Origin of the sequence: Haladaptatus sp. T7 (assembly GCF_026008575.1) — an archaeon.
In the GTDB taxonomy this organism is placed as follows: Archaea; Halobacteriota; Halobacteria; order Halobacteriales; family Haladaptataceae; genus Haladaptatus; species Haladaptatus paucihalophilus.
Window position 1 is genome coordinate 413,605 of sequence record NZ_BROP01000003.1, and the last position, 14,663, is coordinate 428,267.

A 14,663-nucleotide genomic window follows, 5' to 3' on the forward strand; every position below is an offset into this window, starting at 1 on the left:
AGAAGAATGATAGTATAATTTGAGAGTGGATAGTGGGATGAAGTATATTTTAGTAGTATCCAGTATCACACAGTATATTCACGACGAGAGCACGGTCGAGCGTCAAAAGCGGGGTTTCGGAAATCCGCGACGAAATCTGCGTCTCCTCCCTCGCGCCGCTCAGTCCAACTCGTAAATCTCGCCGTACTTCTCGGTCGCGTAGTCGAGGAAGTACTCCGCCGTAAGCGGTTCGCCGGTCGCCTCCTCGATGAGTTCGTCGGTGGTGTACTTTTGCCCCTGTTCGTGGATGTTCTCGGTCAACCAGTCTCGGATGGGGGCGAAGTCACCCTCGCGGATGAGTTCCATCGGGTCGTCCAGTTCCTCCTCGATGGTCGCCCAGAGTTGGGCGGCGAAGACACTGCCGACGGTGTAGTTCTGGAAGCTGGCGAAGCCGCTCGTCCAGTGGATGTCCTGCAGGCAGCCCTCCGAGTCGGTGTCGGGGCGGACGCCGAGGTACTCGTCCATGAGTTCGTTCCAGCGGGCGGGGATGTCGTCCACGTCGAGGTCTCCGGCAACGAACTCCTGCTCGATTTCGGAGCGGAGGATGATGTGCATGTGGTAGGTCAGTTCGTCCGCCTCGACGCGAATGAGGTTGTCCGTGAACACCTGATTGGCCGCTTCGTAGGCGTCCTCGGCCGTTACGTCATCGAACTCGGGGAAGTGCTCGGTCACGGTCGGGAGGAAGAACTCCCAGAAGGCCTCCGTCCGACCGACGTGGTTCTCCCAGAACCGCGATTGGGATTCGTGAATCCCCGAACTCCGCGACTGGCCGAGCGGCGTGCCGTAGGCGTCGTCCCGCAAACCGAGTTGGTAGGTGGCGTGGCCGAACTCGTGAATCGTCGAAAAGATGGGATCCACGAACTCGTCCTCGTGGAATCGGGTCGTCACCCGGGCGTCGAACTGCGTCCCGGACATGAACGGATGCGGGGCGATGTCGAGGCGGCCGCGGTCCCAGTCGTAGTTCAACAGGTCGAGCGCATCCCGACAGAGCGCCTCTTGGTCCGCCGGGTCGAACGTCCCGGCGAACGCGTCGGCTGCGATGTCCGCGCCGTTCTCCTCGATGTCCTCGATGAGCGGAACCAATCCCTCACGGAGTTCGTCGAATATCTCGTCGACGCGTTCGAGCGGGAGATACGGCTCGCCGTCCTCGAACATGACTTCGTAGGGGTCCTCGTCCGGAGCGATGTGCTCCGCACGCTCGATGTGGAGTTCGCGGAGTCGTTCGAGATAGGGGGCGAACGTCTCGAACTCGTCTTCGGTCTTCGCCCGCTGCCACGCCGGTTGCGCTTCGCTCGTCGTTTCGGAAATCTTCTCCACGAGGTCGCTCGGGACGGAAACCGCGCGGTCGTATTTGCGCCGGACTTCGCGCACGACGGCGGCCCGCTCGTCGTCCAAGTCCTCGCTCTCCAGTTCGTCGAGGAGTTCGCCCGTCCGCTCGTCGGTGAGCAGTTCGTGGCCGATGGACTGGAGCGCGGACAGTTGCTTCGCACGGGCGGGGGTGCCACCCTCGGGCATCTTCGTCTGCTGGTCCCAGTAGAGAATCATCCCGGCGTTTTCGACGTTCGAGATTCGTCGTTCCCGGTCGAGAAGCTCGGCGTAGGCGGAGTCCGATTCTTGTTCGGCTGTTGCCATGAGAGGAGTGTGCATCGTGAAACGGTATCAATGCACGGGTATCGGAAAAGACGAAAAGACGAAAGAGCGGGACAGAACCGCGGTGTCGATACCGTTCGGCTATTTCGCTTCCGCGGCGTCGAGGATGTCGTCCACCGATTTTCCGTTCGGTTCGTTGTACAACAGCACGTCGAGTTCGAGCGTCGGCGCGCCGCTGACGAGGTTCTCCATGACGACGAGGCGCTCGCGGGCGCGGCTCATGCCGACGTAGAAGACGCGGCGTTCGTTGTCAGTGAGAATCGGAACGGGGTCGGTTCCGGCGGTGAACTCGTCAACGCTGGGCACGTCGATGCCCTCGTTTTCGACGGTCGCCGCCATCTGCTCGACGACCTTCTCGGTCAGGTCGGTGCCGATGAACACGTGGTCCGCTTCACGACCTTTGGCGCTGTGGATGGTTCCGATACGGACGCGGCTCCGGTCCATATCCTGATATCGGCCGCTGAAGTACGCCTTCATGGACCGCTTCTGGTAGCTCGTGACCTTCCGAACCATGTCCGATGCGGATTTCGGACCGGGCATGAACGGCGCGAAGTTCCGCACGAAGTCGGCGTCGAACTCCAGTTCGGTGAGGTCGTCCACCTCTTCTTCCTCCTTGCGTTCGTCGATGGCGTCGAACATCTCGTCGCGCTCGTTCGTACCGAACGTGGATTCGGTCAGCATGTCCGCGAGGCGTCGGGCCTGAAGCCCGTCGATTGGTTCGTCCTCGTGAATCTGCTCGACCGCATCGACGTACTGGTTCAGTCGGTCGGTCCACATCCGCTGGTCGGTCAGCGTGCGGAACGGAATCCCCTCGTCGATGAACTCGTCCACGAAGCGGAACATCTGGTAGCGAGCGCGGAACAACACCATCACGGTGCCGTCGAACTCCTCGATGGTGTAGCGGACGTTGCGCACGAGGTCCAGCATCGACGGATTCTCCACCGCCTCGACGGTGCCGCCCTCCTTGCGCGGTTTGAGGTTCTTCTCCTGTCGCTCGTCGATGTGGGTGACCTCCTGCTGGACGACCTTGAGGACGCGGGAGGGAAGTCGGTGCGAGGTGTCGAGAATCACGTCTTCGCCGCCCTCGCCGAGGAGCAGTTTCGGGTCCGCGCCCTGCCACGCGTAGACGACCTGGTCGTCGTCACCGGCGATGAGGACGTTCTCCATGTGGTCTTTCCACTCCTCGTAGATGTCGAACTGGAGTTGGGTGATGTCCTGAAACTCGTCGATGACGAGGTAATCGACGCTCGGGAGGAGCGAGCGTTGTTTCACGCGTTCGAGCATGTCGGCGAAGCCGACGAGTCCCTCGTCGCCCTTGTACTTCCGCCACGCACGGATGGCTTCGGGAACGTCGAACCGGTCGTCGCTGCTCGGCCACGTCGGGGTGTACTTGTTCCCTTCCTGTGCGTTCGGGTCGATGTCCGGCGGGAGGCGAACCGTCTCGACGTCCCACTGGAAGGGAACGTCGTACCAGTCGGCGACCTGTCGCCGGGTTCGCTGGAGCCACTGGGAGGTGGCGATAATCTTGTTTCCGAGCGTCGTGGACCGGGCGGTGCGGCGGCCCGAGCCGCTGTACTCGTCCTCGTATTCGAGACCGTAGTCTTCACAAAACTCCTTTTTGTCCTTCTCACCGACGACATCACCGCGAGAGAGATTGAGTAGTTCGTAGGCTTTCGCGTGCATCGTACAGACGTTCCCCTGAAGGGAGCGTGGATCGACGTCGAGTCGCTCGGCGAGGCGCTCTCGAACTTCGTTTGCCGCGGCGCGAGTGTACGAAACGACGAGGAGGTCGTTTACCGTGACGCCATCCTGTGAAAGAATGTCCTCTACTCTGTCGAGTAGTTCGGTGGTTTTACCGCTCCCCGGGCCACCGAACAACCGGGTCACTTTTGCGTCCGTCTCTGCCATTGGCGTGGTCATTACACCAGCACAAGTGCTGGGAACGTATAAAACGACGTGAATCGGATTCAGGCACCAGTCACGTGCCGCGAGATGAACGCGCCTCGCGTACGTTCGCGCCGTCTCGAACCTTGTCCTCGCAGTTCGGACAGACACGAGGGTTGGTCACGTCGGGGGGCGTAAACACCCGTGCGTACGCCGTCGTCACGAACGAGCCGCAATTCTGACATTCGGGCATATACTCAACGCCTAAAGTTTGGAAATAATACATCAAATGTCTATCGACACGCAGTCAAGGAATGTGCGCCGGAACGCCGAAAAATCGAAGGGTAGTGGTCGAAAGACGATACGAGGGAAGTTCGAGGAATCAGGACGGGTTACGGATTCCAACCACAGACCGTACACTCGGTCGCGGACCGGTTATGAAGTCCACCACATTCCGGACACTGCTTTTTATTATACTCCTGTTCCCAGTCTACTCGGTCGGTTTCGTGGCCGCGATCTTCGAGGAACTGGTCGAACACGGATTCGTCGTCTCCGGTTGGTGCGGAGGCCATACATGCTATGGTAAGGCACACCACCCATATAACCCTGATGGTCAAACAGACCCACACGTAGCGATAGCTGCGAAAATCGGCGAATCGAAGCTCGGGGATTGGAGTGGAGTACCGAGAGGTGGCTCAGGGATTGGGGTGGAGTACCGAGAGGTGGCTCAGGGATTGGGGGAAAATACCGAGGGCGACCTCAGGGTTTGGGGTCGAAATACCGGGCGAGTTCCGTCCCGAACTCCTCGGCCAACAGCCCAGTCTCGTCGCCGGAGAGGACGTCGTAGCCCGTTTTCAGCGTCGATTCGACGTGGACGCCCAACGCGGCGTCGAGGATTGCGTCGCTCCGGAGGAAGTCCACGGCGCTCGTGAACTCGCGTTCCCGTTCGACCGCGTAGCGGTCGCCGTCGATGAACGGACCGTAGGCGTCCGAATCGGCGTACTTCTCGTAAAAACCGGTCGCGTGAGCGCGGACGTGAACCGGCGGCCCGTCGTGGCGTTCGATAGCCGGGCGTTCGGCGACCGCGAGTTCGAAGAAGAGAACCGCGGACTCGTCGGCGAAGAGGTCGGCCCGAAGCACGTCGAAACCACGCCGCGAAAGGGCGTCACCGACGCCCGCGAGCGATTTCTGGAGTTGCGGATACAGTTGGTCCTCGACGACATCCGGCGCGTCGAAGCGAACCGCGACCGGGGTCGTCCCCCGCTCGGCGATGAAATCGTGGACTTCCTCGGGCGCGAGAGGGTCCGGCGGCTCGGGGAAGAACACGGATTCGCGCGGCGTTTCGAGCAGGTCGCGGGCGTAGTGTTGCACCCGTGCGACGTTCTCGGCCGAGAGGACGGCGGCGACGTTGCGTTCCGGGTCCGTCGGGTCGATGACCACCAGCGGGTCGTCGAACGTCGCCGTCCCGTGGTCCTCCGGGTCGAACCGGACGGGCGGGTGCCACTCCGCCGTCGCTTCGAGCACCTCCCGAAAACCGCCGTATTCGAGGACGAGCAGTTCCGCGAGATAGCCCGAAAAGCCCTTCGTCCGAAGGTCGCTGCCGTACGCGCCGATGCCCTTGAGGAACTGCTTGAACAGCAACACTTCGTCGGCGAGGTCGTCGTCCAACCGCGCTTCGAGATACGTCGTGTGGAACGGCGTGCGGTCCACCGCCGACTGGATGTCCGTCGCGGACTCGACGCGATAGCAGGGAACGAAATCCACGTCGAAGCCGTCGAATTGCCCCTTCACGTACGGGTGTTCCGCGTACTCCTCGTGACCGTCCGGGAGGACGGCGTGCCCGAGTTCCAACCCGAGCGATTCCAACTCCTCCCGGTCCATCTCCGGCGGAAACCGAACGAACAGGTCGATGTCCCGGTCGCCGCTCGTCCACGTCCCGCGGGCGGTGCTCCCCACCTGAATCACGTCGGCGTCCACCGACAAGTCGGCAATCGCCTCCTCGGCGCGTTCGGTCAACTCCCCGGCCGCCGCTCGAAGTCGCTCCCGTTCGTCGGCGTCGGGTCGTATCCGCGCTCGAACCGCTGAGACGACCTCCTCGAACCGTGCCATCGAGCGAAAGTTTTCCACGAAGGCGTGAAAGCGTATCGATGCGTTCGAACGAAAACGAAAGCCCTATCAAAGGACTCCACCTACCTGGGAATGCAGTTGGAAGCCGCCGTAGCTCAGTTGGTAGAGCACCTGGTTGTTACCCAGGTTGTCCCAGGTTCGAGCCCTGGCGGCGGCGCTTCTTTGATTATTTGTGTTCGGTAAGAGCGTTCTACGAACGGCACGGCCCATCCGAAACCCGGTACGCTAAAGAGGTATGCCAGATTACGATTGACTGACCGGGCCCTTAGCTCAGTCTGGTTAGAGCGCTCGGCTCATAACCGGGTGGTCATTGGTTCGAATCCGATAGGGCCCATTTGCTGGTGCGAACTTCGTTCGTGAGCACCAGCAGTATGCTGCCCGAAGATTCGAACGAGGCGAGTCGCATGCCCGCGTAGTCGAACCGAAGGTGAGACGAGCAGGAACGTCTCGACATTGTTCGAATCCGATAGGGCCCATTTCTTGTCGAACAATCCGCGAGCACCGCGTAGCGTGTGTGAGCGTCAGCGATTTACAGGCCATCCTTCGAGAATCCTCATTCCTGAAGCGCTATCAACAGCGCGACCGCGCCGACGAGGAGCGCGACGAGGGCGAGGAGCGACTGCTCGCCGGTCGCGGTGCGAAACACCGCGTACCCGATAGCCGCTCCGACGGAGAGCACGACCAGACTGCTCGCCGAACGGACCAGTTCGATGCGGAGCGTCGAAACGCCGCGACCCATCTCCTCGCGGATACCGAATCCGGTGTGGCCGACGTCCCACGAGAGAACCGTGAAGAAGCCCGCGAGGAGGAGAAACAGCGGTGACATCCCGAGCAGACCGGCGACCACGACGGCGACGAAGAGCAGGGCGATTCCCAGGGAGAAGACGCCGGACGAACCGCGGACGAGGCCGACGAGAAGGAAGAGGAGGCCGAACACACCGGCGGCGAGCGTGTACACGGAGATGGCGGTGAGGAAGAGAACGGCGAACGCCGAGAGGAGCGTCACGGCACTGCTCAAAAGCGGGGGCGTCCCGTCGGCGAGTCCCGGGTTACGAATCACGATACAGCACCTCCTCGAACGGGTCGGTCGGGTCCCAATCGAGGACGGGGATGCCCGCGCTTCGGAGGTCGTTCAGTCGGCTGCCACGGGCGAGGGACGCGTAGCCGTGTGCGGCGTCCGGTGGCGACGACGACGGCGCGGTCGGGTCCGGACTGATGACCGTGACGGGATAGCCGTACGCGTCGAGGCGTCGTGCCGTCCGTTTCGCACCGTCGTCACAGGCGGGGGATATCAGGACGACCAACTGTCGGCAAGATAAGATTTTTGAAACGGTCGAATCCGAGTTCGAGCGGAAAGCAAACGAGGCCCGCCGAACCGACTCACACGTCCGGTGTTTCGAGAATCGGCGGGACACCGGCGGCCGTCACGGTCTCGCCGACGAGGTACGAGGAGGCGGGACTGGCGAGGAACTGCGCGAGGTCGGCAATTTCCTCGGTGGTTCCGATGCGGCGCTTGACGCTCTCGCGGTCGATGTCGTCCGCGCTGACGCCCATCTGGCTCTCGACGCCCGGCGTGGCGACGAATCCGGGTGCGATGCAGTTGACCCGCACGTCGTCGTCCGCCCACTCGTAGGCGAGCGTGGATGTGAGGTTGATGACGCCCGCCTTGGCCGCGCCGTAGTGACTCATGTGGGGCGAGCCCTTCTGTCCCGCGACGCTGGCGAGGTTGATGACGGTCCCGCCGCCGTTCTCGCGCATGTGCTCTCCGGCGACCTGCGTGCAGTGATAGGTTCCGTGGAGGTTGATGTCCACGATGGTCTTCCAGCCGTTCTCGCTGATGTCCTCGAAGGGAGCCATGAAGCTCGCTCCCGCGTTGTTGACGAGGATGTCCACGCCGCCGAACTCGGAGACGGTGGCGTCCACGAGGGCGTCCACGGCGTCGCGGTCGGTCACGTCGCACTCGACCGCGACCGCTCGTCCCTCGCGGTCGCTTTCCGCGATGCCCTCGGCGACGGGTTCGACGTTCTCCAGTTCGCGCGAGCAGACGACGACGTTCGCCCCGTCGGCGGCGAATCGCTCGGCGATGGTCTTCCCGATACCGCTCGACGCGCCCGTCACGATTGCGGTCTTGCCGGTGACGCTGAACTGTTCGACGGTCATACGATTTCCTCCGGGGTCGGCTGATTCGAAGCGAGTCTTTCCATTGGTAACTACAACGACTACTATCTCGCCTCGCGTTAATAAATATGGGCTGTGGTTTGTAATCGTTATCTTGATTCCCGAGGAGAGCGGATCCGTGGCATGGTCGAATCCGCGGGCGGGACGGAGTGGCGAGCGGTGTTCTGGGACATCGGCGGCGTCATCCTCGACAGTAGGTCGGTTCGCCGAGCGCACGAGGCGTTCGTTCGGACCATCGTCGAGCGGCACGCACCGGAGACGTCGGTGGAGGACGCGCTCGCGCGGTGGCGCACCGCGGTTGGGACCTACTTCCGGGAACGCGACGGGACCGAGTTCCGCCGCGCGCGAACCGCCTACGACCGCGCCGTGGACGAGATTACCGGGGAGCCGATACCCGAGGACGAGTGGCGGCCGGTGTTCGAGTCGGTGACGACCGAGATGCTCCGGCCCAATCCCGGTGCCGTCGAGGCGATAGAGCGACTGGCGGGGGAAACGGAAATACACGTCGGCGTCGTCAGCGACGTGGACACCGAGGAAGGGATGCGAATTCTGGAGACGTTCGGCGTGAGAGAGCGGTTCGATTCCATCACGACGTCCGAGATGGTCGGGCGAACCAAACCCGACCCGCGGATGTTCGAGACGGCCCTCCGAGCGGCGGACGTGTCGCCGAGCGACGCGGCAATGATAGGAGACCGCTACGAGCACGACGTCGCCGGTGCGTCCGCGGTGGGGATGACGGCCATCGGGTACGGTGCCGAGGAGGGTCCAGAGACGGACTACGCCATCGACGACCTTCGAGAAGTGCTCTCGATAGTCGGCGTAGAAGACGAAGGGACGAGCGAAAACTGAGTCGGTCGCGCCGAACTACTCGGCGTCGTACCGGGTCAGGTGTTCGACTTCGCTCGGGTCGAGGTCGGAAAAGGCATTCCTGGCGATGACGCGCTCGTGCACCTCGTCCGCGCCGTCCACGATGCGGAACTGCCGGACGTTCTCGTAGAAATCCGCGAGCGGCAGGTCCTTGCCGATACCGTTCCCGCCGCAAATCTGGATGGCCGCGTCGATGGCGTCCTGTACGACGTTCGCGGCGTACACTTTGCTCATCGCCACCTCGATGCGGGCCTCTTCGCCCGCCGCGATTTGACGGGCGGCGTGGCGGACCATGGTTCGGACGGCGTGAAGTCGCATCTCGATGTCGGCGACCTCGAACCGTATCGACTGCTTCTCCGAGAGCGGGCCGTCGAACGCCTGCCGCTGGTCGGCGTAGGCTTTGGCGATGTCGATGGCCCGTTCGGCCATGCCGGAGTAGCGCATGCAGTGGGTGAGTCGCGCCGGGCCGAGTCGCCGTTGGGCGATGGCGAACCCGGCGTTCTCCGCGCCGAGCAGGTTCTCCTCGGGGATTCGAACGTTCTCGTACTTGATTTCCGCGTGGCTCATCCCGGTGACGCCGCCGCCGACGTGCGGGATGTCCCGGACGATTTCCACGCCGGGCGTGTCGGCGGGCACGAGGAAGATGGAACAGCCTTCGTACGGATGAGCGTCGAGGTCGGTGAGCGCCATCACCAACAGCACGTCGGCCTCGCTTCCCTGCGTGGTCCACCACTTGTGACCGTTGATGACCCACTCGTCGCCGTCCTGCTCCGCGGTCGTCCGGAGCATCTTGGGGTCCGACCCCGCCCCCGTGTTCGGTTCCGTCATCGAGAAGCCGGATTTGGCCTCGCCCGCCACCAGCGGGTCGAGCCACCGTTCTTTCTGTTCCTCCGTTCCGACGAGTTCCAGCGTGTGCATGTTCCCTTCGTCGGGCGCATCGACGCGGATGGCGGTCGGGCCGAGAAGGCTTCGCCCGGCCTCCTCGAAGACGGGCAGCACCTCACCGAAATCCATTCCCATGCCGCCGTGTTCCTCGGGAATCTGGGGTGCGTACACGTCGTACTCGCGCGCCGTCTCTCGAAGCTGTCGAACGGTGTCGTCCGACACCGGCCCCTCGCCGAGGTGGTCCCGTTCGACGGGGATGACTTCTTCGCGGACGAACGTTCGGACGCGTTCGGCGACTTCCGTCCCGCGTTTCGGGTCGTCGTACTCCATACCCACAACCCCTATTCACCAGTGTAAAAATATTTCCCCGTCAGAATTACCCTCGTAAGTTCTATACCGAAGTTGGACGTACAATCGACACGAAACCCGTCGTCGGGATGGCGGTCTGAGCAGCCCCGAGAGGGCGGCGTAACGATCAAGAACCGACGGCAGACACGGGAGAAGGACTAATGACAGAGGACGACCAGACAGCCGACGACCAGACAGCCGACGACCGCGATTACTTCGACCGGCTCGTCGATAGGAACGCGCTACGGAACTACCTCGCGGCGGAACTGGGGGAGGCGACGGAGTACGCCGTCTCCCACCACGCGGAGGGGCACTCCAACGAGACCCTGTTCGTGACGTGGGGCGACAGGGAACTCGTCATCCGGCGGCCGCCGCCCGGCGAGACGGCCGAGACGGCCCACGACGTGCTCCGCGAGTATCGGGTGATGGACGCGCTCCAAGGCACCGACGTTCCTGTTCCGGGGACCGTACTGGCCTGTGAGGACCACTCGGTCATCGGAAGCGACTTCTACGTGATGGAGCGTCTCTCGGGCGACGTGCTCCGCGACGAGGAACCCGAGCGCTTCGGGACGGCCGACGCGCGGCGGCGAGTCGGCGAGGAACTGGTCGGAACGCTCGCGGCGATTCACACGCTCGACTACGAGGCCGTGGGGCTGGGCGAGTTCGGGTACCCGTCGGGATATACCGAACGACAGGTCGAGCGGTGGACCAAGCAGTTGGACTGGGCGTTCGAGCGCACCGCCGAGGAGCGGGCCGTCCCGGAACTGGAGACGGTCGGCGAGTGGTTGGTCGAACACTGTCCGACGGAGCACGAACACGCGCTGGTTCACGGCGATTACAAACTCGATAACGTGATGTACGGGCCGGAGACGCCGCCCGAAATCGTCGGCGTCTTCGACTGGGAGATGGCGACGCTCGGCGACCCGCTGGCCGACCTCGGGTGGATGCTGTCCTACTGGCGCGACGCCGGGGACCCCGACCCGGCGACCCCGGAACTGACGGCCACGTTCATGGAGGCGGCGGCGTATCCGACTCGCCGAGAACTCGTCGAGCGGTACGAGCGCGAGACGGGCATCGAGTACGACCACGACCGGTTCTACCGGGCGCTCGCGGTGTACAAACTCGCGGCGCTCGGCGAGATGTTCTACCGGCGCTACCTCGAAGGCAACAGCGACGACCCGATGTACCCGAAGATGGAGGAGCGCGTTCCGGACCTCGCCCGACGCGCGAAGGGGATATTGGACGGCGAGGAACCGCTGTGAGGACTCCGCGACGGGGTGAACGGAATGGGAAGCATTTAACAAACTGTTTTTGAAAAGCCCTCTATAGCACCGATACTTGTGAAATGTGCATTTTTCGCTTACAGAAATAACAGTCCCGCGGTGGAGTTAAGATACCGCGGGCCGAAACGGTCGGTCGCATGACGGACACGGACATTGCGCGAGTGACGGTTCTCGGGGCCGGAAACATGGGGCACGGAATCACGGAAGTCGCCGCCATCGCCGGATACGACGTGACAATGCGCGACGTGAAAGAGGAGTTCGTCGCGGACGGATACGGGAACATCGAGTGGAGTCTGGAGAAGTTGGCCGAGAAAGGACGACTCGACGAACCGGCCGAGGACGTGCTCGACCGCATCGACACGGGGGTCGAGTTGGAATCGGCGGTCGCGGACGCGGACCTCGTTATCGAGGCGGTGCCCGAGCGGATGGACCTCAAGAAGGACGTTTTCGCCGACCTCGACGAGTTCGCGCCGGAGGGCGCGATTCTGGCGTCGAACACGTCCAGTCTGAGCGTCACCGAGATGGCGGGTGCGACCTCGCGGCCGGAGGACGTTGTTGGAATGCACTTTTTCAACCCGCCGGTGAAGATGGATTTGGTCGAGGTCATCTACGGCGACCGGACGAGCGACGACACGGCCGAAGCGGCCTACGAGTTCGCACAGTCGCTCGGCAAGACGCCGATTTACGTGCGCAAGGACGTCCGCGGCTTCGTCGTCAACACGGTGCTCGGGCCGTTCGGCGACGAACCGGCGTGGATGGTGTCGAACGACGAGGCCACGATACGCGAGGTGGACGCCGCGATGGTCCACCAGCGGGGCTACCCGATGGGGCCGTTCGAACTCATGGACCTCACGGGCATCGACGTGGGCTACCACGTCCGCAACGAATCGGGGCGGGAGATTCCGCCCATCATGGCCGAAAAGGTCGAGAACGACGAACTCGGTCGAAAGACGGGGCGGGGGTACTACGAGTACGAGGACGGCGAAGGGGTCAACTACGAACCCGGTGACGGCGAGGGATTCGACACCCTCCGAGTCGAGGCGCGGATGGTCAACGAGGCGGCGCGACTGGTCGGCGACGGCGTGGCGCGACCCGACGAAATCGACACCGGCGTTCGCCTCGGCCTCGGCTTCCCGGAGGGAATCTGCCGACGCGGGGACAAACTCGGCCTCAACGTTGTCCTCGACAAACTCGAAACCCTGCACGAGGAGACGGGCGAGGACCGATTCGAACCCGACGACTACCTCGTCGAACTGGTCGAGGCGGGGAAGACCGGCGAGGACGCGGGAGAAGGCTTCCACGAGTACGGCACGAGCGGCGACGGGCCCAGCGACTACCGATTTTTGAACTACGACCTCACAGGGGACGGACTGCTCGCCGTGGAACTCGACCGGCCGGAACGGATGAACGCCCTCTCTGCGGACCTGCTGGGCGAAATCGACGACCTGCTCACGTCGGTCGACGTGGACGAGGTTCGGTGCGTCACGTTCGAAGGCGCTGGCGACCGGGCGTTCAGCGCCGGAGCCGACATCGGCGGGTTCGCCGACGCCACCCCGACGGACTTCATGGACGTGACGCCGACGTTCGAGACGGTCAACGACTTCGAGCGCCCGACCGTCGCCAAGGTGGACGGCTACTGTTTGGGCGCTGGATTGGAGTTGGCGCTGGCCTGTGACCTCAGAATCGCCACGGAGGAATCCGAGTTCGGGTCGCCCGAGATTCGCCTCGGCCTGATTCCCGGCGGCGGCGGCACCCAGCGCCTCCTTCGACTGCTCGGCGAGACGCGCGCCAAGGAACTCGTGTTCCGAGGCAACCGCATCGACGCCGACCGCGCCGAGGAGTGGGGTCTCATCAACCGCGCCGTCCCCGCCGACGAGTTCGAGGACGTCGTTGCGGAGTTCGTGGACGACCTGCTCGAAGGGCCGCCGCTCGGCCTGAAGGTGGCGAAGAAAGTGATGAACGAAGGGGGCGACGCCAGCCTCGACGCCGCGCTCGCCATGGAGAGTCAGGGCTTCGGCCTGCTCATGAGCACCGACGACGTGCGCGAGGGGACCGCCGCGTTCCGCGAGGACCGCGACCCCGAATTCACGGGTGAGTGACGTGGCGCTCTCGTTCGAGGAACTGGACGTCGGCCGTCGAATGACGACCCCTTCACGAACCATCACCGAAGCGGACGTGGTGAACTTCGCGGGCGTGAGCGGCGACTTCAACACGCTCCACACCAGCGAGACCGAGATGGAAAATTCGGAGTTCGGGGAGCGAATCGCCCACGGCGCGCTCGTATTCTCGGCGATGACCGGACTCACGCGGCGCATCGCCGACGACCGTGCGGAAGTAGTCGCGTTCTACGGCGTGGACCGACTCCGCTTTCGAGCGCCCGTCTTCTTCGGCGACACGATTCACGTCGAGTTGGAACTGCTCGAAAAGGAACGGAGGGACCACCCGACCGCGACCGGCGTCGTTCGATACGAAGCCGAAGTTCTGAACCAGCGCGAGGAAGTCGTGCTGTCGTGCGAACTCCTCTCGCTCGTGCGGTAACGGTGTCCGTTCATCTCGTGCGGTAACGACGCCCGTTCGTCCGGTAGCGAAGCGGGGACCGGCGCGGGCGACGCGACCTACTCCATGTGCTCGTCGTTCAGCCCCTCGAATATCTCGGGGTCGGTGCGGAACTTGAGCACGTTGTGCACCACCGAGTTGCGGATGTTGTCGATGACGTCCCCGTGTTCCTTGTAGAACTCGTGAATCCACTGTGACTCCGCCTGCCGGTTGGGGAACATCATCACCGTCTTCCACTGGTACTCGCCGTCAGAGAGGAAGTAAAACAGCGTGTTGGGGTCGTCGCGGATGTATTCCATCGCGGCGCGCCAACTGTCCGCGAAGTGTTCCGGGTTGAACTTGAACTCGAACAGGCCGAAGATGTAGTACTCCTCGTTGGGGATGATGGCCTCCCGGAACACGCCCTCGTTACGCATCTCCCGAATCGACTCGCTCACGGTGACGTGCGACACCTCGATGTCGTACTCCTCCGCGAGAATGGTCGTGAGCTCGCGCGAGGACAGTTGCGGGTCCCGCGTCAACTCCCGCAGAATCGCTATGTCCCGCTCCTTGAACTTCCACTCCGGTGAATCCGTCTCGTCGGTCATAGTACTCCTTCCGGAGAGCGGGTTATCATAGTTCTCCTTCGAACGCCGCGAGAAAATCGAGAGTTGTGTTCGTTTCGGATAGCTGCGAATCGTGGTGGTCGGCGCGCGGAAGCGAGTGCAACGAGCGGCGCGCGAGGGACGAGTGACGTTCCCGTGCGAACGGGAACGAGCGAGGAGGCTGGGAAGGGCCGAGGGCGGAGGTGGTGCGGTTGCGATCTCATTGACGTCTGTTACTGCTCGCGTCGTCGTTACAAGCATT

At 63.2% G+C, this 14,663-nt stretch carries 14 protein-coding genes and 2 tRNA genes; 6 read left to right on the forward strand and 10 right to left on the reverse strand.

Annotated features, from left to right (window positions below; translation table 11 throughout):
• Positions 1-159: 159 nt before the first annotated feature.
• The 5 genes from OPC11_RS11365 to cca all read right to left on the reverse strand — a co-directional run bounded on the left by OPC11_RS11365 (position 160) and on the right by cca (position 5,682).
• Positions 160-1,671: a carboxypeptidase M32 gene (locus tag OPC11_RS11365; protein ID WP_264781927.1), complete on the reverse strand. Its 1,512-nt coding sequence runs from the start codon at positions 1,669-1,671 to the stop codon at positions 160-162.
• 99 nt (positions 1,672-1,770) lie between these two features.
• Positions 1,771-3,597, reverse strand: a complete 1,827-nt coding sequence (locus OPC11_RS11370) for an ATP-dependent helicase (RefSeq protein ID WP_007979977.1) — start codon at positions 3,595-3,597, stop codon at positions 1,771-1,773.
• Positions 3,598-3,667: 70 nt separating this feature from the next.
• Positions 3,668-3,826 (reverse strand): hypothetical protein, encoded by a 159-nt coding sequence (locus OPC11_RS11375; protein WP_264781928.1) that lies wholly within the window; start codon positions 3,824-3,826, stop codon positions 3,668-3,670.
• Between the two features lie 139 nt (positions 3,827-3,965).
• Positions 3,966-4,145: an HVO_0416 family zinc finger protein gene (locus tag OPC11_RS11380; protein WP_007979979.1), complete on the reverse strand. Its 180-nt coding sequence runs from the start codon at positions 4,143-4,145 to the stop codon at positions 3,966-3,968.
• Between the two features lie 187 nt (positions 4,146-4,332).
• The gene (gene cca / locus OPC11_RS11385; protein WP_264781929.1) at positions 4,333-5,682 is read right to left on the reverse strand and encodes a CCA tRNA nucleotidyltransferase; all 1,350 of its coding nucleotides are present in this window, start codon (positions 5,680-5,682) and stop codon (positions 4,333-4,335) included.
• Between the two features lie 102 nt (positions 5,683-5,784).
• On the opposite strand from cca, the gene OPC11_RS11390 reads away from it, so the two are divergent.
• Together OPC11_RS11390 and OPC11_RS11395 are read left to right on the forward strand one after the other, a co-directional pair.
• Positions 5,785-5,857 (forward strand) — tRNA-Asn (locus OPC11_RS11390).
• 102 nt (positions 5,858-5,959) lie between these two features.
• Positions 5,960-6,034 (forward strand) — tRNA-Ile (locus OPC11_RS11395).
• A gap of 219 nt (positions 6,035-6,253) precedes the next feature.
• On the opposite strand, the gene OPC11_RS11400 is transcribed toward OPC11_RS11395, so the two are convergent.
• From OPC11_RS11400 to OPC11_RS11410, 3 genes are all read right to left on the reverse strand, one after another.
• Entirely contained in the window at positions 6,254-6,760 is a 507-nt protein-coding gene (locus tag OPC11_RS11400; protein ID WP_264781930.1) for a hypothetical protein, read from the reverse strand.
• On the reverse strand, positions 6,750-7,004 hold the full coding sequence (locus OPC11_RS11405; RefSeq protein WP_264781931.1) for a hypothetical protein: 255 nt from the start codon (positions 7,002-7,004) through the stop codon (positions 6,750-6,752). The genes OPC11_RS11400 and OPC11_RS11405 overlap by 11 nt, the downstream gene beginning before the upstream one ends.
• A 76-nt stretch (positions 7,005-7,080) precedes the next feature.
• A complete protein-coding gene (locus OPC11_RS11410) occupies positions 7,081-7,860 on the reverse strand; it encodes an SDR family NAD(P)-dependent oxidoreductase (protein ID WP_007979989.1) in 780 nt (259 codons plus the stop codon).
• Positions 7,861-8,001: 141 nt separating this feature from the next.
• On the opposite strand from OPC11_RS11410, the gene OPC11_RS11415 reads away from it, so the two are divergent.
• Positions 8,002-8,727 (forward strand): HAD family hydrolase, encoded by a 726-nt coding sequence (locus OPC11_RS11415; protein ID WP_264781932.1) that lies wholly within the window; start codon positions 8,002-8,004, stop codon positions 8,725-8,727.
• 15 nt (positions 8,728-8,742) lie between these two features.
• Here the strand turns inward: OPC11_RS11415 and OPC11_RS11420 are convergent, their stop codons facing one another.
• Positions 8,743-9,960: an acyl-CoA dehydrogenase family protein gene (locus tag OPC11_RS11420; protein ID WP_264781933.1), complete on the reverse strand. Its 1,218-nt coding sequence runs from the start codon at positions 9,958-9,960 to the stop codon at positions 8,743-8,745.
• Between the two features lie 179 nt (positions 9,961-10,139).
• Between OPC11_RS11420 and OPC11_RS11425 the strand changes: the two genes are divergently transcribed.
• From OPC11_RS11425 to OPC11_RS11435, 3 genes are all read left to right on the forward strand, one after another.
• Positions 10,140-11,240: a phosphotransferase family protein gene (locus OPC11_RS11425; protein WP_264781934.1), complete on the forward strand. Its 1,101-nt coding sequence runs from the start codon at positions 10,140-10,142 to the stop codon at positions 11,238-11,240.
• Positions 11,241-11,398: 158 nt separating this feature from the next.
• The gene (locus OPC11_RS11430; RefSeq protein WP_264781935.1) at positions 11,399-13,360 is read left to right on the forward strand and encodes a 3-hydroxyacyl-CoA dehydrogenase NAD-binding domain-containing protein; all 1,962 of its coding nucleotides are present in this window, start codon (positions 11,399-11,401) and stop codon (positions 13,358-13,360) included.
• Position 13,361: 1 nt separating this feature from the next.
• Positions 13,362-13,799, forward strand: a complete 438-nt coding sequence (locus tag OPC11_RS11435; protein ID WP_026177829.1) for a MaoC/PaaZ C-terminal domain-containing protein — start codon at positions 13,362-13,364, stop codon at positions 13,797-13,799.
• Between the two features lie 77 nt (positions 13,800-13,876).
• On the opposite strand, the gene OPC11_RS11440 is transcribed toward OPC11_RS11435, so the two are convergent.
• Entirely contained in the window at positions 13,877-14,404 is a 528-nt protein-coding gene (locus OPC11_RS11440) for a winged helix-turn-helix domain-containing protein (protein ID WP_007980002.1), read from the reverse strand.
• Positions 14,405-14,663 lie beyond the last annotated feature (259 nt).

Bases quoted from the DNA above. Each gene is read 5' to 3' on its own strand.
- cca (WP_264781929.1), bottom strand. From the start codon at position 5,682: ATGGCACGGTTCGAGGAGGTCGTCTCAGCGGTTCGAGCGCGGATACGA.
- OPC11_RS11440 (WP_007980002.1), bottom strand. From the start codon at position 14,404: ATGACCGACGAGACGGATTCACCGGAGTGGAAGTTCAAGGAGCGGGAC.
- OPC11_RS11415 (WP_264781932.1), top strand. From the start codon at position 8,002: ATGGTCGAATCCGCGGGCGGGACGGAGTGGCGAGCGGTGTTCTGGGAC.
- OPC11_RS11420 (WP_264781933.1), bottom strand. From the start codon at position 9,960: ATGGAGTACGACGACCCGAAACGCGGGACGGAAGTCGCCGAACGCGTC.
- OPC11_RS11380 (WP_007979979.1), bottom strand. From the start codon at position 4,145: ATGGCCTCCGCACCAACCGGAGACGACGAATCCGTGTTCGACCAGTTC.
- OPC11_RS11370 (WP_007979977.1), bottom strand. From the start codon at position 3,597: ATGGCAGAGACGGACGCAAAAGTGACCCGGTTGTTCGGTGGCCCGGGG.
- OPC11_RS11365 (WP_264781927.1), bottom strand. From the start codon at position 1,671: ATGGCAACAGCCGAACAAGAATCGGACTCCGCCTACGCCGAGCTTCTC.
- OPC11_RS11410 (WP_007979989.1), bottom strand. From the start codon at position 7,860: ATGACCGTCGAACAGTTCAGCGTCACCGGCAAGACCGCAATCGTGACG.
- OPC11_RS11375 (WP_264781928.1), bottom strand. From the start codon at position 3,826: ATGCCCGAATGTCAGAATTGCGGCTCGTTCGTGACGACGGCGTACGCA.
- OPC11_RS11430 (WP_264781935.1), top strand. From the start codon at position 11,399: ATGACGGACACGGACATTGCGCGAGTGACGGTTCTCGGGGCCGGAAAC.
- OPC11_RS11425 (WP_264781934.1), top strand. From the start codon at position 10,140: ATGACAGAGGACGACCAGACAGCCGACGACCAGACAGCCGACGACCGC.